This window comes from Xanthomonas prunicola (genome assembly GCF_002846205.1).
Taxonomy (GTDB): Bacteria; Pseudomonadota; Gammaproteobacteria; order Xanthomonadales; family Xanthomonadaceae; genus Xanthomonas; species Xanthomonas prunicola.
The window spans coordinates 142,893-168,055 of record NZ_PHKV01000005.1 but is presented as its reverse complement, the minus strand read 5'-3'; the positions used below and the strand labels follow the sequence as shown (position 1 = coordinate 168,055).

General features: G+C 63.7%; 18 protein-coding genes, 1 pseudogene and 1 riboswitch. Of the genes and pseudogenes, 14 read left to right on the top strand and 5 right to left on the bottom strand.

Features of this window, described 5'->3' with window-relative positions; all coding sequences use genetic code 11:
• Position 1: 1 nt before the first annotated feature.
• A complete protein-coding gene (locus tag XpruCFBP8353_RS15895; RefSeq protein ID WP_101364086.1) occupies positions 2-1,930 on the top strand; it encodes a DUF3857 domain-containing transglutaminase family protein in 1,929 nt (642 codons plus the stop codon).
• 64 nt (positions 1,931-1,994) lie between these two features.
• Positions 1,995-2,666, top strand: a complete 672-nt coding sequence (gene lolA, locus XpruCFBP8353_RS15890) for an outer membrane lipoprotein chaperone LolA (protein WP_162301084.1) — start codon at positions 1,995-1,997, stop codon at positions 2,664-2,666.
• Between the two features lie 119 nt (positions 2,667-2,785).
• Here lolA and xopZ read toward each other — a convergent pair whose 3' ends face one another.
• Positions 2,786-6,952, bottom strand: coding sequence for a XopZ family type III secretion system effector (gene xopZ / locus XpruCFBP8353_RS15885; RefSeq protein WP_101364234.1), 4,167 nt, complete (start codon positions 6,950-6,952; stop codon positions 2,786-2,788).
• Positions 6,953-7,190: 238 nt separating this feature from the next.
• Here xopZ and XpruCFBP8353_RS15880 point away from each other — a divergent pair, with 238 nt between their 5' ends.
• On the top strand, positions 7,191-8,564 hold the full coding sequence (locus XpruCFBP8353_RS15880) for a replication-associated recombination protein A (protein ID WP_040941322.1): 1,374 nt from the start codon (positions 7,191-7,193) through the stop codon (positions 8,562-8,564).
• A 2-nt stretch (positions 8,565-8,566) separates the two neighbouring features.
• Positions 8,567-8,635: riboswitch (Fluoride riboswitch) on the top strand.
• 109 nt (positions 8,636-8,744) lie between these two features.
• Positions 8,745-9,146 (top strand): fluoride efflux transporter CrcB, encoded by a 402-nt coding sequence (gene crcB, locus XpruCFBP8353_RS15875; RefSeq protein ID WP_101364085.1) that lies wholly within the window; start codon positions 8,745-8,747, stop codon positions 9,144-9,146.
• Between the two features lie 334 nt (positions 9,147-9,480).
• Here crcB and XpruCFBP8353_RS15870 read toward each other — a convergent pair whose 3' ends face one another.
• The 3 genes from XpruCFBP8353_RS15870 to XpruCFBP8353_RS15860 form a co-directional block, all read right to left on the bottom strand.
• Entirely contained in the window at positions 9,481-10,686 is a 1,206-nt protein-coding gene (locus tag XpruCFBP8353_RS15870) for an acetyl-CoA C-acyltransferase (protein WP_101364084.1), read from the bottom strand.
• A gap of 155 nt (positions 10,687-10,841) precedes the next feature.
• Positions 10,842-13,214 (bottom strand): 3-hydroxyacyl-CoA dehydrogenase/enoyl-CoA hydratase family protein, encoded by a 2,373-nt coding sequence (locus XpruCFBP8353_RS15865; protein WP_101364083.1) that lies wholly within the window; start codon positions 13,212-13,214, stop codon positions 10,842-10,844.
• Positions 13,215-13,238: 24 nt separating this feature from the next.
• Positions 13,239-13,871 carry a TetR/AcrR family transcriptional regulator gene (locus tag XpruCFBP8353_RS15860; RefSeq protein ID WP_101364082.1) on the bottom strand — a complete coding sequence of 211 codons (633 nt, stop codon included), beginning with the start codon at positions 13,869-13,871 and terminating at the stop codon, positions 13,239-13,241.
• 218 nt (positions 13,872-14,089) lie between these two features.
• On the opposite strand from XpruCFBP8353_RS15860, the gene ndk reads away from it, so the two are divergent.
• From ndk to XpruCFBP8353_RS15820, 8 genes are all read left to right on the top strand, one after another.
• Positions 14,090-14,515: a nucleoside-diphosphate kinase gene (ndk, locus tag XpruCFBP8353_RS15855; protein WP_002812972.1), complete on the top strand. Its 426-nt coding sequence runs from the start codon at positions 14,090-14,092 to the stop codon at positions 14,513-14,515.
• An 18-nt stretch (positions 14,516-14,533) separates the two neighbouring features.
• Positions 14,534-15,739, top strand: a complete 1,206-nt coding sequence (gene rlmN / locus XpruCFBP8353_RS15850; RefSeq protein WP_101364081.1) for a 23S rRNA (adenine(2503)-C(2))-methyltransferase RlmN — start codon at positions 14,534-14,536, stop codon at positions 15,737-15,739.
• Positions 15,740-15,749: 10 nt separating this feature from the next.
• The gene (pilW, locus tag XpruCFBP8353_RS15845) at positions 15,750-16,538 is read left to right on the top strand and encodes a type IV pilus biogenesis/stability protein PilW (protein WP_101364080.1); all 789 of its coding nucleotides are present in this window, start codon (positions 15,750-15,752) and stop codon (positions 16,536-16,538) included.
• Entirely contained in the window at positions 16,535-17,395 is an 861-nt protein-coding gene (locus XpruCFBP8353_RS15840; RefSeq protein ID WP_101364079.1) for a helix-turn-helix domain-containing protein, read from the top strand. The genes pilW and XpruCFBP8353_RS15840 overlap by 4 nt, the downstream gene beginning before the upstream one ends.
• A 70-nt stretch (positions 17,396-17,465) precedes the next feature.
• Positions 17,466-18,104 (top strand): YfgM family protein, encoded by a 639-nt coding sequence (locus XpruCFBP8353_RS15835; protein ID WP_101364078.1) that lies wholly within the window; start codon positions 17,466-17,468, stop codon positions 18,102-18,104.
• Positions 18,104-19,321: an outer membrane protein assembly factor BamB gene (gene bamB / locus XpruCFBP8353_RS15830; protein WP_162301083.1), complete on the top strand. Its 1,218-nt coding sequence runs from the start codon at positions 18,104-18,106 to the stop codon at positions 19,319-19,321. Before XpruCFBP8353_RS15835 ends, bamB begins: the two co-directional genes overlap by 1 nt.
• 10 nt (positions 19,322-19,331) lie before the next feature.
• Positions 19,332-20,729, top strand: a complete 1,398-nt coding sequence (gene der, locus XpruCFBP8353_RS15825) for a ribosome biogenesis GTPase Der (protein WP_010373532.1) — start codon at positions 19,332-19,334, stop codon at positions 20,727-20,729.
• Between the two features lie 286 nt (positions 20,730-21,015).
• On the top strand, positions 21,016-22,236 hold the full coding sequence (locus XpruCFBP8353_RS15820) for a molybdopterin molybdotransferase MoeA (protein WP_101364076.1): 1,221 nt from the start codon (positions 21,016-21,018) through the stop codon (positions 22,234-22,236).
• Positions 22,237-22,580: 344 nt separating this feature from the next.
• Here XpruCFBP8353_RS15820 and moeB read toward each other — a convergent pair whose 3' ends face one another.
• Positions 22,581-23,801 (bottom strand): molybdopterin-synthase adenylyltransferase MoeB, encoded by a 1,221-nt coding sequence (gene moeB / locus XpruCFBP8353_RS15815; RefSeq protein ID WP_101364075.1) that lies wholly within the window; start codon positions 23,799-23,801, stop codon positions 22,581-22,583.
• 341 nt (positions 23,802-24,142) lie between these two features.
• Here moeB and XpruCFBP8353_RS15810 point away from each other — a divergent pair, with 341 nt between their 5' ends.
• Together XpruCFBP8353_RS15810 and XpruCFBP8353_RS15805 are read left to right on the top strand one after the other, a co-directional pair.
• Positions 24,143-24,358, top strand: a complete 216-nt coding sequence (locus XpruCFBP8353_RS15810) for a hypothetical protein (protein ID WP_101364074.1) — start codon at positions 24,143-24,145, stop codon at positions 24,356-24,358.
• Positions 24,346-25,150, top strand: a pseudogene (locus XpruCFBP8353_RS15805) (exodeoxyribonuclease III); the annotation flags it as partial. The gene XpruCFBP8353_RS15810 and the pseudogene XpruCFBP8353_RS15805, both read left to right, overlap by 13 nt.
• Positions 25,151-25,163: the final 13 nt, after the last annotated feature.

The window sequence follows — 25,163 nt, the reverse complement described above, 5'->3', positions numbered from 1 at the left end:
CATGTTGGATCGTCCCTTGTTGTTGTTCGTGCTGTTTCTCTGCGTACCGTTGCTCGCCCAGGCGCAGGCCCAGCAACGGCCAGCGCCCACTGCTGCGGCACGCACGCAGGCCGACACCAACTACAGCTTCGTGCGCTATCGCGCTGATTACGAAGTGCGCGCCGACGCCAGCAGCGTGGAGACCGACGAGTACGAGATCCTGCTCAAGACAAAGTCGGCGGTGGAGCAGTTCAGTCAGGTCCGACTGAGCTACAGCGAGAAGATGGAAACGCTGGACGTGCTGCAGGCGTATACCGTCACGGCCGAAGGGCTGCGCCAGGATGTGGCGGCCGACAAGATCTACACCCAGGAAAGCTATTCCAGCGCCTCGGCGGCGATGTATGCCGACCGCAAGGTCAAGGTCGTGGTATTCCCGAATCTGGCGCCGGGCGCGCGCATCGTCTACCGGGTGCGGCGGGCGCAGAACACACCGTATTTCCCAGGCTATTTTAGTTTGTGGGAGACCTTCAGCGTGTTCGCGCAGTACGACGATGCGGTCGTCACGCTAGTGGCACCGAAGTCGCTGCCGATGCATCTTTCCACACGCGGGCTGCAGGGCAGTAACAAGCCGGTAGTGCGTGGCGACCAGGCGCGCTGGGAGTGGCGCTACCAGCGTACCGCGCCGATGAAAAACCAGAACTGGAGCGCGGCGACCTGGGAGTTCAGCCCCACCTTGATGGCCAGCACCTTCGATAGCTGGTCGCAGATGGGCCTGGCGTATCACGTCAAGGGCGGGCGCGCTGCCGCGGTGACGCCGGCGATCCAGGCGCTGGCCGATGAAGTGACCCGCGGTATCGACGCTCCGCGTGCGCAGGCAGCTGCGCTGTACGCCTGGGTCGCGCGGAATATTCGCTATGTGGCGGTGTATCTGGGCAATGGCGGGCTGGAACCCAACGGCGCCGATAGCATCCTGGCTAACCACTATGGCGATTGCAAAGACCACACCGTGATCCTGGAAGCTCTGCTTGCAGCCAAGGGCATCGCCAGCACGCCGGTGCTGATCGGCGCCGAGGGCGGCCCGACACTGCCTGAAATTCCGGTGCTGGGCCGCTTCAATCACGCCATCACCTACATCCCTGCATTCGATCTGTATGTCGATTCGACCAACCCGTACGCGCGCTTCGGCCAGTTGCCGGCCGGCGATCTCGGCGCGCCGGTGGTGCATACGCGCGACGGCAAGGTCACGCAGACGCCGCCGAACGACCGCAAGGTCAATCGCTACGTCGCGCGCACCGGCTACCGCTTCACGCCCCAGGGCGGCCTGCAGGGCATGACCACGCTCGACAGCGGGCAGACCGGCGAAGTGGGCTTGCGCGCGATGTTCGTGCAGCTCAATGCGCAGAATCGCAACCGGATCGAAGAGTCGATCCTTGCCCAGTCCGGTTTCGACGGCACCGGCGATCTGCTGATCCAGGGCGACCCGCTGGATCTGGATGCGCCATTCAATTATCGCTACAGCTTCCTGGCGAAGGATGCGGTGGATTTTTCGGTGGTCGGCGGTATGACCTTGCCGGACATGCCCGGTGCCGAATCGATCCGCGCGATCTACACCACCACCTCGGCCGAAGACAATCTGACCCCGTTCTACTGCAACGACAGCGTACGCGAAGAGACCTATGTGGTGACTTTCCCCAGCACGGTGCCGATCATTGCGATCCCGCGTAGCAGCACCTTTCGCAATGCCGCTGGCGAATACGTGGTCGACTGGACACGCGATGGGCAGACGGTGACCGCCGTGCATCGCCTGCAGCGCGCGGCCGTGCGTGGCCCGCAGGCGTTGTGCCAGCCACAGGATTACCGTGCGTTTCGCGAGTTGTACCAGCAGGTGCGGCGCGGCTTTCGCGGGCAGATCGTGTACGGCGATTTGTCCAAGGTGCAGACCGCGCACTGAGCCGGATCGCCGCGCAAGCGCCGCCATCTGAACACGTCGTGCAATAGCGCTCGCCCATTCATCTATGAAGCATCAGAATCGACGCATGTCCTTTTGGAAGACCGCGATGCATCGCCAGCTCCGTTATGCCGTCCTTGCCACTGCTCTGTTCGCCAGTACCGCCTTTGCCGGTGCGCGCCAGGAGCTGGACACCTTCACGCGTGGCTTGAAGGGGCTGGATGGACAGTTCAGCCAGCGCGTGACCGACGCGAATGGTCGGGTCAAGGAAAATTCAAGCGGGCGGGTTGCGTTGGCAACACCGCGCCAGTTCCGTTGGGAATATGCCAAGCCCTACAAGCAGTTGATCGTGGCCGATGGCAAGAAGGTCTGGGTGTTCGACCCCGATCTGGAGCAGGTCACCGTGCGCGCACAAGGCAGCGAAGAACAGAACAGCCCGCTGGTGGCATTGATCGATCCGACGCGTCTGGACAGGCAGTACGATGTCAGCGAAGAAGCCGCGCCGCGCGATGGGCTGCAGTGGTTGTCGTTGACGCCCAAGGTCGACACCGACGCCAGCTTCCAGATGGCCTCGCTGGGGTTCGGCAAGGACGGCCTGGCCAAGATGGAAGTCGTGGATGCAGTCGGCCAGCGCACCGCGATCAGCTTCAGCGGGTGGAAGCGCAACCCCGCATTCGCAGCCGACACCTTCCGTTATACCCCGGGCAAGGGCGTGGATGTGGTGGGCGACGCGCAGTAGATGCGTCTGCGGACGCACGGGATGAAGGCAAGGTGCAACGATCGGTTGTGCCTGCGAGGGGCGCAGCCGTCACCGTGACCTGGCGGAGACCCCACCCCTTGGGGGCCACGCCTGCAGTGCTAGGGGACTGGCTCGTACGGGATCCATTGACCGACCGTCCGCATCGCCTCCGCCGCTTGGTTGGTCTGGCGTTTGACGAAGAAGTCGATGCCACGCTCGCGCTGGCGCTTGCCCTTTTCGCGCAGGATCAGGATGGTCGGTTCCCAGATGCCTGGGTGGCTGATCAGGTCATCGAAGGCGCGATCTGCTTCCACTGCTTGCGCTTCGCATCCGGCGAACCGTAATAGCTGGGCCTGCGCGCGCAATGCGTCCAGACGCGGTGCAGCCTCTGCCTGTAACACCCAGTCGACGATCATCGAGGCGAACTTGTTGTCTTGCATATGGAGGCGGACCCGGTCGACGAAGTCCTGCAATTGGCGCTCGGCCACCATGTAGACCCGCTGGTCGTCGACCTTGCCTTGCAGTTTGGAGATTCCATAGTGCGTCCATAACTGCCAGTTGCGTTTCACTTCGCGTTCGAATGAGGCGAAGTCGAAGAATTCGAAGCCACGATCCGTGCGCACAGGGTCGATTTCGTTGTTGAACATCCACAAGGTGGAGAACGTATTGCTGCCGGCCGAATGCAGTTCTCTGCTATAGCCGAGATCGAGCGTGGCCATGGACAGCCGCGCCACTGGCGTGGGCGGCGCATTGCCGATGCTCGGGTGCGTCCACTGCTGAGCGACGACACTGGCCGATGCGCGGCCTGCGAGCTCTACCCTGGATTGCGCGCTCGAATCCTTCAGTACCATCGTCATGTAGCCTTCGATCGGCGTCTGCGAACGGGAGGTTTCCCGGCGCGCTTTTAAGCCGAGCGAAGCCCCCAGGGTGGCCCGACGCGGTTTGCCATCCATGTTTCCCACGCGTACGCCCGCAGCGACGCTGATGCTGGACTCGGTGGCCGAAGCGTTGCGCTCGGCATGGCCGATCAAGCCAACGGTGATGCTGGGGTGATGCGCCAGTAGCTCCCCCAGAAAGTCGCGCTCGGTCAGCTGGCCTGCATCGCCGCCGGATTGCTCGGCGAGCTGCAGCAGGTGTTCAAACATGGCCAGGAATTGCGCGCGCTGCTCCAGCTCCTGGCCCTTGCCCCGCCGTGGTACGCGGATCTGCACGCCATGCTCGATGCCCGATTCCTTTTTCATGCGCCACTCGGCTGCGCCCGTGATACCCACCGGTGCGTGTTCGGTGCCCGGCAGCAGCACGCCCGCGCTAATGCCCGTACTGGCGTTGAACTGCCGCGCCTTCTGCCGCCCGATCTGCAGCGACAGCCCGGTGCGTCCCATGTAAATCTCCACCGAGCGATCGGAACTGGTCTGACCGCCCGCGGAGAGTTTCAGTCCCAGGCCGCTGGGGATGATCGCAAGCGCGGCCGATAGCGGCGTCGTATTGAGTCCGATCACACGTTGTTCGGTAATACGCAGCTTGTCGCGCCATTCCAGCCGTTCCATCAGGTTGCGCAGGCATTCGAATAGCGCGCGGGGCGACCTGACGCGGGACGTGTCGCCCTCATGCAGAAAGCGGCTGGCATGACCAACGGCCTGATGGAAGTGGTTGCGTGCGACCGACGCCAGTTCTTCATCCAAGGGCGCTGCACCGATCGGCATGTCGGTCGGCTGTCCGGCGTGGTCGAGCAGGCCGCGTTGGATCAGGCGCAGCGTTTCCGGCAGACGCATGCGGCCCGCGCGTAATGCGACCCAGGCGGATGCGATCGCCGGATGGCACGCCGCCGGCTGCAGATCGTCGCTCTCGCTCGCGGAGGCAGCCACCGAGCGCTGAAGCTCCTGGGCGCGCCGCTCGATCGTGCCCAGTACCTTGGCAGTGAAGGTCAGGTCGGTCGCGTTCTGCTCGTGTGGTAGCCAGTGCGCGTATTCCGACAGTGCCTGCATCGCCAGCTCGTCCTGTGACGGCATTCGCCCGCCCGCCAGTTGGATCTGGCGGCGCGCGACGAGCCAGCTGGTCAAGTGGCCGGCCGCCTCGCGAAAAGCATCGTTGGCACGCCGCACAGCGGTGGGAAGCGCTTCGGAGGCGCCGACCTTCATTCCCAGTGCGAGCGCGTTGAAGGGGTTGAGGTCGCTATTTCCCCGCCTTCTGCTGCCTGCTACCGCCCATTGCGCAAACATCTGCAGGCATGCGTTGACGCGTGCATAGGGTGAACCTGTCCGGGTGGTTTCGTAGCCGTTGCGGAACGCATGAAATGCGCCGCGCTGGGCATCGGTTGCAGACTGCAGGCCCTGCAGCGGCGAAGCGCCGTGCACGGCATGGCGCGCTCCCATTTGCGCATCGCCCAGCCAGGTGCGTTCAGCCTGTTCTGCGTCCGGCGTCAGTGCAAGCCGGTGGCTGGCACGCAGATGGACCTGCGCCGCCTCCAACCATTCCCGGGAGGCAGGCGTGGGTTCTTCGCGCAGCATGTGCGAAAGCACCTGCATGCCGCGCGGCACGCTGGCCAGCAGGCCGACGCAGGCGGTGACGGTCTCCATCGGCGGGACCGCCTCGGCAGCGATGGAGACCTGCGGCGGCGGAATTAGCTCACGCATCCGCACGACGCTCAGGCGTTGCAGTGCGTTGGCCGCCGCCGTGGCATCGCCCCCGCTGGCGATCGATAAGGCCTGCAGGGCGATGCGCAACGCGTCGACCGGCTGCAGGGCCTCGGTCCCGAACGCAGCGCTGCGAGCATGCAGGCCATCAGCCCAGACGCGCAGAACCTGTCGACTCACGGGGTCGAGCGTTTCCTCGCGAAAGCCGGGAAGCACGTCGAGCAGTGTCTGCATGGTGTCGGCGACGATATCGGAAGCTACGGGCCGGGCCTCATCTGCCGGCAGCTGCGCGGCTGCATGTTCCACTCCGCGCTGCATGTCGCCGTCCGCTGCTTCCAGCACGCTGACGGTCTGTTCCTGCTGCCACAACTCCTCGGTGTTGATCCGCGACGAATGCCGCGCCTGCTCCAGTTTTGCGTCGACCTGGGCTAGGCGTGCCTGTAGGCGCCGCGTATTCCGCCGGCAGCGCTCGGCATGCGTGCCTTGCAGGGTCAGCATCTTCTCGTCGTACCCAAGTCGTGTGCGCAGTGCCTCGATTTCTCGGTCTTGCTCTGCAACAAGTTCCGACGCAAGCGTGCGAGATGCCGGCCTGTTGGCAGAGCTGCTTGCTGGATCTGACCGCAACGCATCGCGCGCTTGTGCATACGCGCTCCGTAATTGATCGATCTGCGCATTAGTATCCGCAAGTGCTTGCTCTGCCTGTGCTGCCTGTGCCGAGCCGCGGCCGAAAAAGACCGTTTTGGCCAGCGCATCGCCGCGCGCGCGCGCATCCTGCACTGCGTGTTCGAGCCGAGTGCAGACGCGCTGCAGGTGTGAGGGATCCTCGCCCTGATGCGCGTTGGCCGCGGATGGCGCCGCGCGCGCTACGACAGCGCGCGATTGCCGAACGCCTGGTAACGCGTTCAATGCAGCGCGCGCGGAGACGATGTTCGACTCGAGATCGTGTATCGCCGCCGACACTGCATCAGTTCGCACATTGCATCCATGCAGTTGCTGCAGCAGTTCGGCGCGTTCACGCGTCAGCACATTGATGCTGTCGCTGAGATTGGCGGCGCGCCGGGCTCTCAACGCCAACTGCTCGCGTGCAGCGTGTAGCGTTTGTGCATGCGCGTACTTCAATTCGGCTTGGCGACGCCGGGAGATCCCTGCGGCCAGGTCGTGGTTGGATTGCTCAAGGCGTGCTATCAGCGCTCCATTGAGATCCTGGGTGGCATTCGACAGCAGCGGGGCTGCGTGCGGAGCAAGGGCGACATTGGCGCTGCGATCCGATGGATCGGCTGGTCTGTCACGCTCGCACTGCAACGAGGAATAGCGCAGCAGGCGCGCGTGCGGTTCTGGCGCACCACTGCTGAGGCCCAATCGCTCTGCGGCCTTCCTGCAGGGCCGCAGGAGAGCGTGTTTGCGTTTGGGAGCGGCTTTCAATCCGGGCTCGACGACGCTTGCCTGTCTGACTTGCTCACGCAGCGTCTCTGACCAACCCAGCGGATCTTCCTGTGCCTGGATCAGTTCCGCCTCGAACGCGCGTGGGTCGGGCGTCGCCAATTTGTTATGCGTCTGCCGCTTCGCTGAAGGTTTGGATGGATGCGAGATGGTCTCGGCCATCCCTGGAAGGCAAGCGGCGATGACAGAGGGACGAAGCGGAATGCGAGGCATGGTGGGATCCGTACGCTGAACGTGCCGCTCGCGCTGGCGCAGCTGGCGGCCGGTGCGGGGTGCCGGCAAGCGATTGTATGCGGTCACTCGTTACTTAGTAACATTATTGTGCTGCGCGTTTTAGGTATTGCACCTGCGCGAAGTGGTCGCTTGGAAAGAGAACGCCAGCATTTCTGCCAGCGATGGCCGAACACCGCATTGTGGAACGTCCCGCCGACAGAGGCGGTAGAATGAAGGGGTGAGCAAAGCCAAACGTCCCGACTCGATCACGCCCGATCTGCTGCATGTTGATCGCAGCGCCATGGGGCCGTTGGCAGAGCGGATGCGCCCACGTACCCTCGACGAGATGGTCGGGCAGAAACGCTTGCTTGCGGCCGATAGCGCCTTGCGGCGCGCGGTCGAATCCGGGCGCGTGCATTCGATGATCCTGTGGGGCCCGCCGGGCTGCGGCAAGACCACGCTGGCCTTGTTGCTGGCGCACTATGCCGATGCCGAATTCAAGGCGATTTCTGCGGTGTTGTCCGGATTGCCCGATGTGCGCCAGGTGCTGGCCGAGGCCGCGCAGCGGTTCGCCAGCGGCCGCCGCACCGTGCTGTTCGTCGACGAGGTGCATCGCTTCAACAAGGCGCAGCAGGATGCGTTCTTGCCGCACATCGAGCGCGGCACCATCCTGTTCGTCGGTGCGACGACCGAGAATCCATCCTTCGAGTTGAACTCTGCGTTGCTGTCGCGCTGCCGCGTGCATGTGCTGGAAGGCGTGTCGCCGCAGGACATCGTCGAAGCCTTGCAACGGGCCTTGCACGATGCCGAGCGCGGCTTGGGCCAGGAGACGATCCAGGTCAGTGAAGCATCGCTGCTGGAAATCGCCAGCGCCGCCGACGGCGATGTACGCCGGGCACTGACGCTATTGGAAATTGCTGCGGAACTGGCGACGGGCGAGGGCGGTGAGATCACACCGCGAACGCTGCTGCAGGTGCTGGCCGACCGCACGCGCCGCTTCGACAAGAACGGCGAGCAGTTCTACGACCAGATTTCGGCGTTGCATAAATCCGTACGCAGTTCCAACCCGGATGCAGCGCTTTACTGGTTGACGCGCATGCTCGATGGTGGCTGCGACCCGGCGTATCTGGCGCGGCGGCTGACCCGCATGGCGATCGAGGATATTGGCTTGGCCGATCCGCGCGCGCAGAGCATGGCGCTGGAGGCCTGGGACATCTACGAGCGTCTCGGCAGTCCGGAAGGCGAGCTGGCCTTCGCGCAGCTGGTGCTGTACCTGGCCAGCACCGCCAAATCCAACGCCGGCTATGCGGCCTTCAATCAGGCCAAGGCCGAAGTGCGTGCCAGCGGTACGCAAGAGGTGCCGCTGCATTTACGCAATGCGCCGACCAAGCTGATGAAGACGCTGGGTTACGGCCAGGACTATCAGTACGACCATGATGCCGAGGGCGGCATCGCGCTGGATCAGACCGGCTTCCCGGATGCGATGGGCGAGCGCGTGTACTACAACCCGGTGCCGCGCGGGATGGAGATCAAGCTGAAAGAAAAGCTGGATCGGTTGCGCGAGGCACGCGCGCAGGCACGGGCTGACAAGGCCGGCAAACCCACGGCATAATCGCCCGCACAGGAGATGGCATTCCTCCTTGAACCGCACGCACTCTGCGCGCTGATGATGCCTGCCACCCCCGCCGGGGCGGCGGGTCCGTGCCCCGGCATCGCTTCTTGACTCAGGATGGATGACGCCGATGTCGCACGCTATTTCTTCGAAGACTCACCCCGATAGCGGGGTACACGCATGAACGCACCGGTGTGGTGGCAACAGCTGCTGCTGGCGATGACGGGCGGCGCGCTGGGTTCCGGTCTGCGTTTCGCGATTGGTGCATCGTTGGTCCAGCGCTTCGGTACCGGTTTTCCGTGGGGAACGCTGACGGTCAACCTGGTCGGTTCATTCGTCGCGGGGGTGTTGTTGGTCTGGCTGGATGCGCGCGGGCCATCGAGCTGGCCGCTGCGGGCCTTGTTGATCGTCGGCGTGATCGGCGGACTGACCACGTTCTCGTCGCTGATGATGGAATGCCTGGTGTTTTCGCGCACCGATCGGTCCACGATGATCGGCGTGTATCTGGCAGTGACGCTGGTGGCCGGGCTGGTGCTGGTGTTTGCGGGCGCGCGGACAGGCCAGTGGCTGGTGGCGCGCTAGGCATTGCGCCTTTGTTTAGGTGCTGAAGGTTGCCGGCGAAGGCTTCCGGGCTGCGCATTGCGTGCGGCGGTTATCTCGGACTGTGCGGCATTGCTGGCGCGGCAGTTCCCATGATGCAGCCGAGCGCTGCGGTCGCTAAAAAGAGCGCAGCAAGGTGCAAGCGGCGCACCCACCGCAGATGTGGACTGGTGCAAGCGATTCCGCTCGCAGCGCACCTCCCGCCGACGATGGGTTGCAGTTGGGCATAAAGAAGGCGTGCTCGCGCACGCCTTCGGTCACTGCTGATCGCGTTCGCGAGATCGACACCCTCTGGCCGATCTCGTCAAACGCATGCTTACAGCGCTTCGATGATGCCCGCCGCGCCCATGCCGGTGCCGATGCACATGGTGACCATGCCGTACTTCTGCTGGCGGCGACGCAGGCCGTGCACCAGCGTTGCGGCACGGATCGCGCCGGTCGCGCCCAGCGGATGGCCGAGGGCGATCGCGCCACCCAGCGGGTTGACCTTGGACGGGTCCAGTTCGCTATCGCGGATGACCGCCAAGGCCTGCGCGGCGAAGGCTTCGTTGAGTTCGATCCAGTCGAGTTGGTCCTTGGTCAGGCCGGCCTGCTTGAGCGCCTTGGGAATGGCCGCGATCGGGCCGATGCCCATCACTTCGGGGCGCACGCCGGCGACCGAAAAGCTGACGAAACGCGCCAGCGGGGTCAGTCCGTAATCCTTGATCGCCTGCTCGGAGGCCAGCAGCACCGCACCGGCGCCATCGCTCATCTGCGAGGAGTTGCCGGCGGTGACGCTGCCACCGAACTGGCCGTTGCGGAACACCGGGCGCAGCTTGGCCAGGCCTTCGAGCGAGCTGTCCGGGCGCGGGCCTTCGTCGGTATCGACCAGCCGCTTGCGTAGCGCGATGACATTGCCTTGCAAGTCGGGCTGATGCGAAAGGATCTCGTACGGGGTGATCTCGTCGCGGAACTCGCCCGCCGCGATCGCCGCGATCGCCTTCTGATGCGAGGCCAGCGCAAACGCATCCTGATCCTCGCGCGACACCTTCCACTCTTCTGCGACCTTCTCGGCGGTGATGCCCATGCCATAGGCAATGGCCACGTGGTCGTCGGCGAACACGCTCGGCGACATGGCGACCTTGTTGCCCATCATCGGCACCATCGACATCGATTCGGTACCGCCGGCCAGCATCAGATCGGCATTGCCCAGACGGATCTGGTCGGCGGCCATGGCGATGGCCTGGATGCCGGACGAACAGAAGCGGTTGATGGTCTGGCCGGCGACGGTATTGGGCAGGCCCGCCAGCAGCACGCCGATGCGCGCCACGTTCATGCCTTGCTCGCCCTCGGGCATGGCGCAGCCGATGATGGCGTCGTCGATGCGCGACAAGTCGATGCCCGGCGCCTGCGCGACCACCGCACGCAACACGTGCGCCAGCATGTCGTCGGGACGGGTATTGCGGAACACGCCCTTCGGCGCCTTGCCGACCGGCGTACGGGTGGCGGCGACGATGTAGGCTTCTTGAATCTGCTTGCTCATGGCTATCTCCGATAGCCGGGAATCGAGAATGGGGAATCGGGAATCGCAACTGCGGATTCGCCTGAGTTCACCATTTTCATTACCCGGCAGAATAAATGGGAGAAGCGGGGAGTCGGTTGGGCTTTTACCCATTCCCGATTCCACACTCCCGAATCTCAGTTCCTGAGTGGCTTACCCGTCTTGAGCATGTGCCCGATCCGCGCCTGGGTCTTTTCCTGCTGGGCCAGTTCGACGAAGTGCTTGCGCTCCAGCTTGAGCAGCCATTCTTCGTCCACCAGCGCACCGCGATCGACTTCGCCGCCGCAAACGACCGTGGCGATGCGGGTGGCGATTTCGTAGTCGTATTCGCTGATGAAGCGGCCCTCCAGCATGTTGACCAGCAGCATCTTGAAGGTGGCGATGCCGACGTCGCCGGCGACCTGGATGCGGCGTGCCGGCAGCGGGGCGCGGTAGCCCCCTTCGGCCAGCGCACGCGCTTCGGCCTTTGCGATGTGCAGTGCCTCGTAGCTGTTGAAGACGATCTTGTCGGTGGTGCGCAGCAGACCCAGCTCCTGGGCGTTGACTGCCGAGTTGGAGACCTTGGCCATCGCGACGGTTTCGAAGGTCTTCTTCAGTTCGGCGAACACATCGCCGCCCGGACCTGCAGCCACCGAGGCCCGCGCCGCGATCTCCTTCAGGCCGCCACCGGCCGGCAGCAGACCGACGCCGGCTTCGACCAGGCCGATATAGCTTTCCAGCGAGGCCACGGTCTTGGCGCTATGCATCTGGAACTCGCAACCGCCGCCCAGCGCCAGGCCGCGCACGGCCGAAATCACCGGCACCTGCGCATATTTGATGCGCTGGCTGGTGGCCTGGAAGTTGGCGACCAGCGCTTCGAACGCGTCCACCTTGCCGGCCTGCAGCAGACCCAGTGCGCCGGCCAGATCGGCACCGGCGGAGAAGGGCTCCTTCTGCTGCCAGATCACCAGGCCGGCGAAGTCCTTCTCGGCGCGGCCGACGACTTCCTGCAGACCGTTGAGCACGTGGTCGGACACGGTGTTCATCTTGGTCTTGAAGCTGACCACGGCGATGTCATCGCCGTCGTGCCACATGCGCACGCCGTCGTTTTCGAACACCGTCTCGCCCGGCGAGAACTGCTCGCCCAGCAGCGGATCGGGGAAGCGCTGGCGCTTGTACACCGGCAGCGCCGAACGCGGCAGCTTGGCATCGCGCGCCGGGCTGTAGGAGCCTTCGGCGCCGTGCACGCCGTCGCGACCGTCGAACACCCAGTTCGGCAACGGTGCACTGCTCATGCTCTTGCCGTTGGAGATGTCTTCGGCAATCCACTGCGCCACCTGCTTCCAGCCGGCGGCCTGCCAGGTCTCGAACGGGCCGAGCGACCAGCCGTAGCCCCAGCGGATCGCCAGATCCACATCGCGCGCGGTCTCGGCGATATCGGCCAGATGGTAGGCGCTGTAGTGGAACAGGTCGCGGAACGTGGACCACAAAAATTGCGCCTGCGGGTGCTGGCTTTCGCGTAGCTTGGCGAACTTTTCCGCCGGGTTCTTGATCTTGAGGATCTCCACCACCTCGGATGCGGCAGTGCGATCGGCGGCGCGGTAATCCTGCTTTTCCAGATCCAGCACCACGATGTCCTTGCCGACCTTGCGGAAGATGCCGGCGCCGACCTTCTGGCCCAGCGCACCCTTGCCGATCAGCGAATCCAGCCACTTGGGCGACTTGAAATACTGGTGCCACGGGTCGTCCGGCAGGGTGTCGCCCATGGTCTTGATCACGTGCGCCATGGTGTCCAGGCCCACCACGTCGGAGGTACGGTAGGTCGCCGACTTCGGGCGCCCGACCAGTGGGCCGGTCAGGCCGTCCACTTCATCGAAACCCAGTGCGAATTCCTGAGTGTGATGGATGGTGGACAGGATCGAGAACACGCCGATGCGGTTGCCGATGAAGTTGGGCGTGTCCTTGGCGTACACCACGCCCTTGCCGAGCGTGGTCACCAGGAAGGCTTCGAGACCTTCGAGCACGGCCTTGTCGGTGCCCTTGGCCGGGATCAGCTCGGCCAGGTGCATGTAGCGCGGGGGGTTGAAGAAATGCACGCCGCAGAAGCGATGGCGCAATTGCTCCGGCAGTACGTCGGAGAGCTTGTTGATGCCAAGGCCGGACGTGTTGGACGCCAGCACCGCATGCTCGGACACGAACGGCGCGATCTTCTTGTACAGGTCCTGCTTCCAGTCCATCCGCTCGGCGATCGCCTCGATGATCAGGTCGCAGTCGCGCAGCTGTTCCAGGCCGCTCTCGTAGTTGGCCGGTGTGATCGCCTCGGCCAGCGCCTTGCTGGCGAGCGGGGCGGGGCTGAGCTTGCCGAGATTGGCAATCGCCTTGAGCACGATGCCGTCGGCGGGACCTTCCTTGGCAGGCAGGTCGAACAGCACGGTATCGACACCGGCATTGGTGAGGTGCGCGGCGATCTGCGCGCCCATGACGCCGGCACCGAGCACGGCGGCACGACGGACTAGCAACGGATTGGACATAGCGATAAGCCTCTTGTGGAACGTTTACGGTGTGGAATGAGCACGGAAACCGGGTTCGGCGAAACGAATGAGTTCGCGCGCGGCACGCGCACGGTGGTCGGCCTCGCTGACGCCCGGCGGACGCTTGATGAGACCGAAATCGGCCATGGCATAGGTCAGCGCACCGGCGAGGAAGTCCAGGCGCCAGTACAGCTCTTCCTTGCTCAGGCCCGGTACGCAGCCGGCGATGGCCTTGCCGAATTCGCGCAAGACATGGCCGTAGTGGTCGGACAGGAACTTGCGCAAGTTGTCGTTCTTTTCGGCATAGGCGCGTGCGATCACGCGTACGAAGGCGCCGCCGTTCTGGCGGTCCTGCGCCATTGCCAGCGCCGGCTCGACGAAAGCTGCGAGCACAGCCGTGAGCTCGCCGGGCTGCGACTTCTTCGCCGCTTCCAGCTGCTGCAACCGCGCCGTGGTCATCTCGTCCATGCGCCGGCGAAACACCTCGTTGACCAGGTTTTCCTTGGAGCCGAAGTGGTAATTGACCGCCGCGATGTTGACGTCGGCCTGGGTGGTGAGTTGGCGCAGCGAGGTGCCGGCGAACCCGTGCTGGGCGAACAGCTCCTCGGCCGCACCGAGAATGCGGTCTTTCGTGGAGAAGTGGGCGGGCTTGGGCATGCGCAGGGATAAAGCTCAATCAAACGATTGTTTGAGTCTACGGGCTCAATTGCCGACAGGTCATGCCGCAATGCAGCACGATTCAGGGGGCGGTGTGCAAACGGATCTGCGACGGGATAGAATTGACCATCGCAAAGAAGCCTAAGCCCGCGTTTTGACGCGGGTTTTTTTCATGATAACCTCGGGCCTTCAGTGGCCCGCCCAACGGAGAATTCCCAATGGCGCTGGAGCGCACCCTGTCCATCATCAAGCCCGACGCCGTCGCCAAGAACGTCATCGGCGAAATCTACAGCCGCTTCGAGAAGGCCGGCCTGAAAGTCGTGGCCGCCAAGTACAAGCAGCTGTCGCGCCGCGAAGCCGAAGGCTTCTACGCCGTGCACCGTGAGCGTCCGTTCTTCAACGCGCTGGTCGAGTTCATGATCTCCGGCCCGGTGATGATCCAGGCGCTGGAAGGCGAGAACGCCGTTGCTGCACACCGCGACCTGCTGGGCGCGACCAATCCCAAGGACGCTGCGCCGGGCACCATCCGCGCCGACTTCGCCGACTCGATCGATGCCAATGCCGCTCACGGCTCGGATTCGGTCGAGAACGCTGCCAACGAAGTCGCGTATTTCTTTGCTGCTACCGAAGTGGTCTCGCGCTGAGGCCGAGAGAGTCGAATCGTGAATGAGGTCGTGATCCCCTCCGTGTTGCAGGACATTCCCGTCCGCACTTCGGAACCGCGCAAGCAGAACCTGCTCGACCTCGATCGCGAGGGTCTGGAGCGCTTCTTCGCCGACACGCTCGGCGAGGCGCGTTACCGTGCCCATCAGGTGATGAAGTGGATTCACCACCGCTACGTCACCGATTTCGACCAGATGACCGACCTCGGCAAGGCACTGCGTGCGAAGTTGCACCAGCACGCCGAGGTCCTCGTCCCGAATGTCGTGTTCGACAAGCCTTCGACCGACGGCACCCACAAATGGCTGCTGGCCATGGGCACCGACGGCAAGAACGCCATCGAAACCGTGTATATCCCCGACAAGGGCCGCGGCACGCTGTGCGTGTCCTCCCAGGTCGGCTGCGGCTTGAACTGCACCTTTTGCTCAACCGCCACCCAGGGCTTCAACCGCAACCTCACCACTGCCGAAATCATCGGTCAGGTGTGGGTGGCGGCGCGCCATTTGGGCAATGTGCCGCACCAGCAGCGTCGTCTCACCAACGTGGTGATGATGGGCATGGGCGAGCCGCTGATGAATTTCGACAATGTCGTGCGCGCGATGAGCGTGATGCGCGACGACCTCGGCTATGGGCTGGCCAGCAAGCGGGTGACGTTGTCGACTTCCGGCCTGGTGCCGATGATCGACCGGCTCTCCACCGAAAGCGACGTCTCGCTGGCAGTGTCGCTGCATGCGGCCAACGACGCGCTGCGCGAAAGCCTGGTGCCGTTGAACAAGAAGTACCCGATCGCCGAGTTGATGGAGTCGTGCGCGCGTTATCTGCGCGGCAGCAAGAAACGCGACTCGGTGACCTTCGAATACACCTTGATGAAGGGCATCAACGACCAGCCGGAGCATGCGCGCCAGCTGGCGAGACTGATGCGTCAGTTCGATAATGCGGTGCAGTCCAAGGACGCCGGCAAGGTCAATCTGATTCCGTTCAATCCGTTCCCGGGCACGCGCTATGAGCGTTCGGGCGAGACGGAGATTCGCGCGTTCCAGAAAATTCTGCTCGATGCGCAGGTGCTGACGATGGTTCGCCGCACCCGTGGCGACGACATCGACGCCGCATGCGGGCAGCTCAAGGGGCAGGTCATGGACCGTACCCGTCGCCAGGCGGAGTTCCGCCGCACATTGGAAGGGCAGGGCGATCGAGATGCGGCAGCGTGAACTCGCGTTAATGGCGGCGGTGGCGATCGCGCTGTGTGCGGTCGGCTGCGGTGGGCGTAATGCCAAGGCAGGGTCGGTCAAGACCGTGGAAGAGGTCTCGCCGGTGTATTCATTCCGCGATAGCTCTGAGACCAAGAGCCGTCTGGCGGTGCAGGAGAAACTCGGCCTCGCCCGTAATCGTCTGCAGACCGGCGATTACGCCAGTGCCGAAGAACAGGTGCGTGCTGCCCTGAAAAAGGATGCGCAATCGGTGGATGCCATTGGCTTGCTGGCGCTGATTCAGGGTGCCAAGGGCGAGACAGCAGCTGCTGGTGCGTCGTACCGGCGCGCTGCGGAACTCGCGCCGCAGCGCGGCGACGTGCTGAACAACTACGGCGCCTGGTTGTGTGCCAATGGGTCGCCAGCTGAGGCGTTGACCTGGTTCGATCGTGCATTGGCTGATCGTACGTACGCGTCTCCCGCGTCTGCACTGGGAAATGCTGGCGGGTGCGCGATCAAGGCGGGGCAGTCCGAACGCGCTGCGGGTGATCTGCGCAAAGCGCTCGATCTAGATCCGGATAATCCATATGCGCTCGAATCAATGGCGCGCCTGGAAGCGGGGCGTCGCAATTATTTCGAAGCCCGCGCTTTTATCGAACGACGTCTTTCGGCTGCACCGGCGACTGCTTCCGTGTTACAACTCGCCATTCAGATTGAGCAAGGGCTAGGCGACAAGGTAGCTGCCGGCCGTTACCAACAGCGGTTGGTCAAGGAATTCCCTGACGCAGCGACCGCTACTCCCGGGGCCAATGCATTGTGATCAGTGATTCCAACCCGAACCTTTTCGAGCAGGAAAAGGGCTGCGGACAGCATTTGCGCGAAGCGCGCGAGGCGGCAGGTCTGAGCGTGGACGAGGTGGCTGGCAAGCTGCGCATGCCGTCGCATGTGGTGCGTTCGTTGGAGCAGGAGGACTGGCAGCGTCTGGGCGCGCCCGTGTTCGTGCGCGGGCAACTGCGCAGCTATGCGCGCTTGCTGCAGGTCGACCTGGAGCCGCTCATGCAGCAGGCGACCATCGCGCCGATCGAACCGGTCAAGCTGATCAGTCACACGCATACGCCACGTGCGCGGCGCATTCTCGAAAGTACCGCGCGTAAGGCCATGTACGTGGTCATTACCGGCGTGTTCGCGGTGCCGGTCTGGTATGCCACGCGCTCGCATCTGGATGGCAAGGCGCCAAGCACGGTGTCGTTGGACAGCATGCCGGAGGCTGCGAAGTCGGCTGCGCCAGGGACTCCTGTAACGCCGCCGGCTCCCGTGCCGCGCGAGCAGCCCGCGCCATATATCGCATCGATGACCCCGGTGCCACGTGCCGCCGCCGACGCCCAGGTGCCTGCCGCGGCAGCTGCCCCGGGCGGCAGTTTGTCGTTGAATTTCAGCGGCGACAGTTGGGTGCAGATCCTGGCGCCGGACGGCACTGCGGTCGAAAAAGCACTCGTACGTGCCGGCGAACGTCGCACGTATTCGCCGGGTCAGGTGGGTCGCATCGTGCTCGGCAATGCGTCGGCGGTACAGGTTCAGCAAGGCGGCAGTATTGTCGATGTGAAACCGTTCCAGCGCGCTAACGTGGCCCGTTTTGCGGTATCCTCCGACGGCTCCGTGGTACCTGCTTCCGAGTGAAGCGGACTGCGGTTTTTCATTTATTCCTTTTGATGTTCCGCGCCTCCGGGATGACGGAGCGAGAGTACGCATGGCGATCGACGATCTGCTGGACGAACACGAACAAGGCGAACGCGTTCGTTCCTGGTTGAGAAACAATGGCGCGGGTCTGGTGGGCGGCGTCCTGGTTGGACTGGCTCTGATCCTGGGTTGGCAGTGGTGGCAGAAGCACACCAACACCGAGTTGGTCGAGGCCAATACCCGCTACGAGGCGGTGGTCAAGTCGATCCAGGCCAAAGACCTGGACAAGGCAGCCAAGGACATCGTGGCGCTGGACGACGGCAAGGGTGGCATTTACGCCGAACTGGCAGCGCTACGCCTGGCCAAGGCGCAAGTCGACGCCGGCAAGAACGCTGAAGCAATCAAGACGTTGCGCGACGTCCCAGCCGAAGGCGAGCTCAAGCAGATCGTGCAGCAGCGCTTGGCGCGCGTGCTGACCGAAAGCGGCAAGCCGGACGAGGCGATCAAGCTGCTGGCCGATGCGCAGGACCACGCCAGCCTGGAGATCCGCGCCGACGCGTTGGTGGCGCAGGGCAAGCCGGATGAAGCGCGTGCGTTGTATACCAAGGCCCTGACCACGGTGGATGTGGCTTCGCCGCAGCGCCGGTTGCTGGAAACCAAGCTGATGGATGTGGGTGGCAAAGTGCCCGATCCGGCGGAGCAGATTTGATGAAGCAGGTTGATATGTATAAGCGCGTTGCGTTGATTGCCGTGATGGGTCTGTCGCTGGCTGGCTGCAGCACCGTCAAGGGCTGGTTTGCCGGGAAGGACGCTGCTGCCAAGAAGGCGCAGGAACCTGCCGAGCTGGTGAAGTTCGAGCCGTCGGTCAAGGTCGAGAAGATCTGGTCCACCGGCGTTGGCAAGGGTGAAGGGCATATCGGCGTACGTCAGCGCCCGGCCGTGGCCGATGGCAAGGTGTATGCAGCGGCGATTACCGGTGGCGTGCAGGCACTGGACCTGCAGACCGGCAAGCGCGTGTGGGAATACAAGCCCAAGAAAGAAGAACGTAACGACCGCAAGTTCAAGCAGCGCCTGTCCGGCGGTCCCGGTGTCGGCGAAGGCTTGGTGGTCATCGGTAGCCTGTCCGGCGATGTGATCGCGTTGAACCAGGCTGACGGCACTGAAAAGTGGCGTGCCAAGGTGCCCAATGAAGTAATCGCCGCGCCGGCCATCGCGCAGAATTTGGTCCTGGTGCGCAGCAACGACGGTCGCGTGACCGCGTTCGATGCGGCTACCGGCGAGCGTCGCTGGTTCCATGCCGAAGAAGGTCCGACCTTGTCGGTGCGCGGTAACGCGCCGATCGTCACTGGCCCGGGCGTGGTGTTCGTGGGCAACGACAGCGGAACCTTGAGTGCGCTGGCGCTACAGGACGGTCGTCCATTGTGGGAGCAGGCCATCGGCGTGCCGGAAGGTCGTACCGAGCTGGAGCGCATGTCCGACGTCGACGGCGCGCCTGTGTTGGATGGCACCACGCTGTATGCAACCAGCTTCAAGAACGAAACTCTCGCACTGGAAGGCCCGAGCGGACGCCCGCTGTGGACGCGCGATCACGGTGGCGCCGGCGGCGTCGGTGTGTCGTCGGCCGTCGTGGTTGTATCGGACAACGCGGGTTCTGTGTGGGGCCTGGACAAGAGCAGCGGTGCGGCGATGTGGTCGCAGGCTGCCTTGGCACGTCGTTCGCTGACCGGTGTGGCCATCCAGGGCGATTACGCCGTGGTCGGCGATTACAAGGGCTACCTGCACTGGCTGAAACTCAGCGACGGTGCGTTGGCCGCGCGCGCGCGCGCTGGACGCGACACGCTGCTGGCGCAACCGCAGGTCGTTGATGGCATCTTGCTGGTACAAAACACCGACGGCGATCTCACCGCCTTCCGGTTGGCACAATAAGGACCTTGCGATGCTGCCCCTGGTCGCCCTGGTTGGACGGCCCAATGTCGGCAAGTCCACCATCTTCAATGCGCTGACGCGCACCCGCGACGCGTTGGTCCACGACCAGCCCGGCGTTACCCGCGACCGTAACTACGGGGTCTGCCGTCTCGACGAGCAGCAACCCTTCATCGTCGTCGATACCGGCGGTATTGCCGGCGACGAGGAAGGCCTTGCCGGCGCCACTGCGCGCCAGGCACGTGCCGCCGCCGGCGAAGCCGATCTGGTGCTATTCGTGGTCGATGGCCGCGAAGGCGCATCGTCGCTCGATGACGAAATCCTGGCCTGGTTGCGCAAACTGGCGCGGCCGACCGTGTTGGTGATCAACAAGATCGATGGCACCGACGAAGAAACCGTGCGCTCGGAATTTGCGCGCTACGGCTTCTCCGACGTGGTGGCGCTGTCTGCTGCGCACCGGCAGGGCATTGATGAATTGCTCGAAGAGGTGGCTGCACGGCTGCCGGAAGAAGGATCCGGCGAATTGCTGGACAACGACCCGGCACGCGTGCGTATCGCCTTTGTCGGCCGTCCGAATGTGGGCAAGTCGACGCTGGTCAATCGCCTGCTGGGCGAAGAACGCATGATCGCATCGGAAGTCCCGGGCACCACGCGTGATTCGATCGCGGTGGACCTGGAGCGCGATGGCCGTCAGTACCGCCTGATCGATACCGCCGGCTTGCGCCGTCGCGGCAAGGTGGAAGAGGCGGTCGAGAAATTCAGTGCGTTCAAGACGCTGCAGGCGATCGAGCAATGCCAGGTCGCAGTCTTGATGCTGGACGCCACCGAAGGCGTGACCGATCAGGATGCGACGATTCTCGGCGCGATCTTGGACGCCGGCCGCGCGTTGGTCGTGGCGATCAACAAGTGGGATGGGCAAAGCGACTATCAGCGGGCGCAGGCCGAAGATCTGCTCTCGCGCAAGCTGGGCTTCGTCAGCTGGGCAGAGGCGGTGCGGATTTCTGCATTGCATGGTTCGGGCATGCGCGAGCTGTTCCAGGCGATTCACCGTGCGCACGCATCGGCGACGCACGAATTCAGCACCAGCGAAGTGAACCAAGCGCTGGAAATCGCGTATGAGACCAACCCGCCACCGAGCATTCGCGGCCATGTCTCCAAACTGCGCTATGTGCATCCGGGCGGGGCGAATCCGCCGACCTTTATTGTGCATGGCACGCGTCTGAAGGTGTTGCCGGAGTCTTATAAGCGCTATTTGGAAAATTTCTTCCGCAAGCGTTTCAAGCTGGTCGGCACGCCGGTGCGTTTCATCTTCCGCGAAGGCGCAAACCCGTACGAGGGCAAGAAGAATCCGCTCTCCGATCGGCAGGTCGCCCGCAAGCGGCGCCTGATGCGGCACGTCAAAGGGAAGTAATTGCGCGCAGGCCGCCTGAGCGTGATGTTCAGGTGGTGTGGCAGGGGCTTAGACCGTTGGGCTGCGCGTTTTAATTGGTTGCTTGTAGTCGGGGTTCTGAGCGTTCTGGGCTTCCTCCTGAGTGTTTGACCGACACTCGAGGCAGTTGCCGGCACGGGGGCCGCGCGCTCATGCGCAATCGAAATTCACTCGCAGCGCAGTGCGTTCTCAAAGCCCATCTCCTGCTTTGGCGGCCGAGTGATGCCGGCATCCTTCGCGTTGGCGGCGCACTGGTATCCTGCGCGCCATGACTGACTATCCTTCCCGCATTCCTTACGCGCAGGCGCTGCAGATTCTGCGCGCTGTCGCGGCCAGCAACCGTCCGCCGGATGAAAACATCGCCATCTCGCGCGCCGATGGGCGGATCTGTGCCGGCGATTTGATTGCACCTCTGGCACTGCCGCCATTTGCCAACAGCGCGATGGATGGCTTTGCGCTACGGCACGCCGATGTTGCTGACGGCGATGCGTCGTTGCAACTGGTCGGCGAACAGTTTGCCGGCGAGCGTTGCGCAGGCACGCTGAGCGCCGGGCAATGCCTGCGCATTACCACAGGTGCGCCGCTGCCGGATGGTGCCGACACCGTGATTCCAAAGGAGGACGCCGACGAGCGCGACGGCAGCGTACGGTTTCGAACCGCGCCTTCAGCGGGCGCTGCCGTACGCCTGGTCGGTAGCGACGTGCGTGCCGGCGATCTGGTGATACAGACCGGGCAGGTGCTGACGCCGGCGCGTATCGGTCTGGCTGCTGCGCTAGGTGTATCACGCCTTGCGGTTGCGCCACGCCCGACCATTGCGGTGCTGGCTACCGGCGATGAACTGATCGAGCCGGGCATGCCGCTTGGGCCGGGACAGATCTACAACAGCAACCGCGACATGCTGATGGCGCAGCTGCGTGCGCTGGGCTATGCGCCAACCGCCTGGCCGACCTTGCCGGACGACCCGCAGCGCATCCGCACCATGCTGGAAGATGCGGCCGCTGCGTTCGATGTGGTGATTACCTGCGGCGGCGTCTCTGCCGGCGAAAAGGATTATCTGCCCCGTTTGATCGGCGAACTGGGCCGCATCCACTTCTGGCGCGTGCGCATGCGCCCGGGCATGCCGGCGGTGCTGGGGCAGATCGGCCGTTGCCTGGTGCTGGGTCTGCCGGGCAACCCGGTCTCGGTGCTGGCAACGCTGATTGCCTACGGCGTGCCATTGCTGGATGAATTGCAGGGGCGCAGCGAAGCGCGCCCGGTCTGGCATGCCGCGTTGGCAAGCCCCTGGGAAAAGCGCCACGAACGCCTGGAATTCCTGCGTGGACGGTTGGAGTGCGGCGAAGACGGGCGGCTGACCGCGCTACCGCACCGCGGCGATGCGTCGCATCTATTGCGTGGCGCGGCCGACAGCAATGCCTTGATCGTGCTGCCAGAGCAGGCGCGGCGTTTCGACGCCGGCGAGGTTGTGCGGGTGATTCCTTACGCGTTGTGAGCGTTTGATGGATCGATTGTGCTCGGCTACCTGCCGCGCATTGTTGAGGGCGATGGCGAATGAGTCATGACGTCGCGAGGTGCGGGACGAGAATCTCCCACATGCCGGATGAGTTTCTTCTGTTGCTTGAGGTGTCTGTGTCGTGGTGTAAACGCGAAAACCTGGACAAGCGAGTGCGCGTCGCGTTGTAGCCCCTCTCCGGTCGGCAGAGGAGTGAGGGTACGGCGCAAGATAGCAATCGACGCCCACGCCGAAATGCGCAAAGCAGCAACACACGTTGCATTGCATCGGTGGCAAGCCAATCAGTCAGCAGGCTGACACCACACAGCCACTGTCAGCTGCTCTCAGCCAACCGCACTGCCGCAGAATGCCGCGTAATCCGCATAGCCGCTAAAGACCACGCCAGGCGCACACACCGGGCAGTGCGGATCCGGCGGCAAGCGGATGTCGCGAAACCGCATCGCTAGCGCATCGAAGCTGAGCAGGCGGCCAGTCAGGCTGTCGCCGATGTCGAGCAGCAACTTGATCACCTCGGTGGCCTGCAATAACCCGATGACACCGGGCAGCACGCCGAGCACGCCAGCCTCGGCACAGCTGGGTGCGAATTCCGGTGGCGGCGGTTCGGGAAACAGGCAGCGGTAGCAGGGCGCATGGCCGCGGCTGCGGCCGGCATCGAACACGCTGACCTGTCCTTCGAACTGCTGCACCGCGCCGTAGACCAGTGGTTTGCCGAGTTTGACGCAGGCATCATTGAGCAAATAGCGCGCAGGAAAATTGTCTGCGCCATCCACCACCACATCCACGTCCTGCAGCAAGGTTTCCACATTGTCGGCGCTGACGCGCGTCTGCACCGCGTCGATGTGCACGCGCGGGTTGAGTGCAGCGATGCGTTGCGCGGCGGAGTCGACTTTGGCAGTGCCGACGCTGTCTTCGGTGTGCAGAATTTGGCGTTGCAGATTGCTGCGGTCCACCACATCGTCGTCGGCGATGCGCAGATGTCCCACACCGGCTGCGGCAAGGTAGAGCGCTGCTGGCGAGCCCAACCCGCCTGCGCCGACCAGCAGCACGTGCGCACGCGCAAGGCGCTGCTGACCTTCCACGCCGACCTGCGGTAGACGCAGATGGCGCGAATAGCGCTCAAGAAAATCCTGTTCGTCCGGCGGCAGCGTGGGGTGCACCAACGGCAGGCCGTCGCTGGCCCAGGCACTGGTGCCACCGGCGACCGACGCCACCTGCGCATAGCCGTGCGTGCGCAAGATGGCGGCTGCGTGCGCCGAGCGTTTGCCACTCTGGCAGATCAGTACGATTTCGCGGGTCTGATCGGGCAAATGCGCTGCCGGCTCCGTTTCCACCGCGTTCTGTGCGATGGCTAAGGCGCCTTCTGCCTGACCGCTGGCGCGCTCATGCAGTTGCCGGATGTCGATCAGCAAGGCGCCTTGCAAGGCGCGGGCACGGGCATCGGCGGGGGAGATGTCATGGCTGCTCATATGACTATTGTCGCGCAAACGATGCCGCTGCGATGCGCAGCCGCCGGCGATATCTAAGCAATGGCGTAGCCGGTGCATGGTGATCTACGATCTGCGATGTCGCAGCGGCGATGACGTTGTACTACCAGCCACACGGGTAAATCCGGCCTTGTTCCACATGTGAAAGCGGCTCTTCAGGCCCGGACTGCTTGCTCTGAAGCATGCCCAAGCGCGCGTCATCGCCAGCGACCCACTTCGAGACCCGCGTGTTCATTTCATCGCGGCAAGCCTGTCTCACGCATCATGCTGCGGCTTCGCCTTAGCGTACCTACGCCCCGGGTGTTTGCTTTCGCATGTGAGCGGGTAACGCAATCTGCGCACAGCCTTGGCACCAGTCTCACCGGCGCAAGGTTAGCGTAAGCGCAGTAAAGGAGATCGTTATGACACCTGAAATCGATGCGCAATTGAAACAACTGGCCGACGCACTGCCGGACATGCGTAGTCAACACCCGGATGACTTTTGGGATGTGTTCCACGCCCGTGCTGAAAAAATCATCGGTGCGGCGGAGTCGCAGGAGCAAGCTGCACAGATCGTCAAACGGATCGACGAGATTTTGGCTGCCAATCAATTGGGGCCTGCGGATCCTGGGGCGTAGTGGAACCTTGTTGGCGCGCGGCCAGCCAGTCTCGTTGTGATGATGGTCTCGCATCGCACTGGACTGCGCGTTTCACTGCATCAAGATATGAAAGTGGCGCTGTGCCGGCCGGTGCGCAGTTGGGCGAATTGGTGCGTTACGACTGGCAACCCACAGCCCGGGCCGAAGTGCGATTACAAGCTTGCGTGATTCGAGCGCCCGACCCGGCATGCAAAAACGTTGGTGGACTTGCCGCATCCGGTTGCACTGATCGGCGACTTCAATGTGGTGCCCACCGATTCGGATATCTACGATCCCAAGGGATGGCGCAAGGATGCCTTGCTGCAGCCGCAAAGCCGCCAGGCGTATCAAACGCTGTTAGTGCAAGGCTGGACCGACAGCTTGCTGGCAGTGCATGGCGATGCGCCGATCTACACGTTCTGGGATTACTTTCGCCAGCATTTTGCCCGCGATCGTGGCTTGCGCATCGATCATCTGCTGCTCAATCGCAGGCTGGCGCCTGGCTTGCAAGGTGCCAGCGTCGACAAGCGGGTATGTGGGCTGGAGAAGGCCAGTGATCACGCACCGACCTGGATCAGGGTACGTGTGCCCGATGCGCCAGGTGGCGCAGCGGTAGATGCCGCACCCGTTGAGAAGGCGCGGACGCCGGCAGCAGCGAAGACGCCTGTGCGCAAGGCGGCCGCCAAGAAGATGCCTCCCGCTGCTGCAAAGGAAGCGGTCAAGAAGATCATTGGCAAGACAGCGGAAACTGCATCGGCGAAGCCGCGGAAACCAGCGAAAAAGACCAACTGACAATCTCAACCAG